We start from the raw sequence: 696 nt of genomic DNA, 5'->3' as shown, positions 1-696 counted from the left end.
GGGCAGCACCGGCAGCCCGGCCGCGGCCAGCGCGCGCTTGGCGCCGTCCTCGCTGCCGACATCGCCGAGGGCCCTCGCCACGGCATCCGCGGGATTCGCGGTGGCGGGTCGGTACAGCGACGTGCGCCGGCGTGCCAGCGTGGCAAGCGCGGCCACGGCACGCACCGCGCGCGAGGGATCCTCGAAGACGACGAGGCCTTCGGCCTCGAGCGCGCGATTCACCTCCGGCTTCGACAACATGATCACGACGGTCAGTCGGTCCGGATGGCGCCGCTTCACTTCGATGAGTTCGTCCTGCGTGCTCGCGAAGCGTTCCGGCGACAGGCCGACATGCGCGAGGTAGGCGAACACAGTGCCCCAGTTCGTGTGGGCGAGCATGGCGTCGACCGTACGCGACACGCCCTGCGGCACCGACGTCACCTGGGCCGTCATGTCGAGCGGATTGTTGGCGACCGCGAAAGGCAGCAGTTCGAGCGCCGCCTTCCGGCCCGAAGGCGGCAGCGGTGGCAATTGCAGGCCGCGCTCACCGGCCTCGTCGGCCATCAGCACGCCGATGCCGCCCGAGCCGGTGACGATGCCGACATCGGCGTTGGCCGGCAGCGCACCATGCACCGAGTAGGCGTAAGCGATGTCGAGCATTTCCTCGATCGACTGCGGTCGGTAGGCGCCGCACTCCGTGAACACGGTGTCGTACAC

General features: G+C 70.0%; 1 protein-coding gene. It reads right to left on the bottom strand.

Translation table 11 applies throughout. The annotated features are described in order from the left end of the window. Positions 1–696: hypothetical protein (locus tag ACXJ3V_RS20240; protein WP_457102152.1), on the bottom strand; the 696-nt coding region annotated here is incomplete at both ends.

Source organism: Microbacterium sp. P5_E9 (assembly GCF_054049175.1).
The sequence above is the reverse complement of the archived record's forward strand: the minus strand, read 5'-3'. Positions and strand labels throughout refer to the sequence as shown.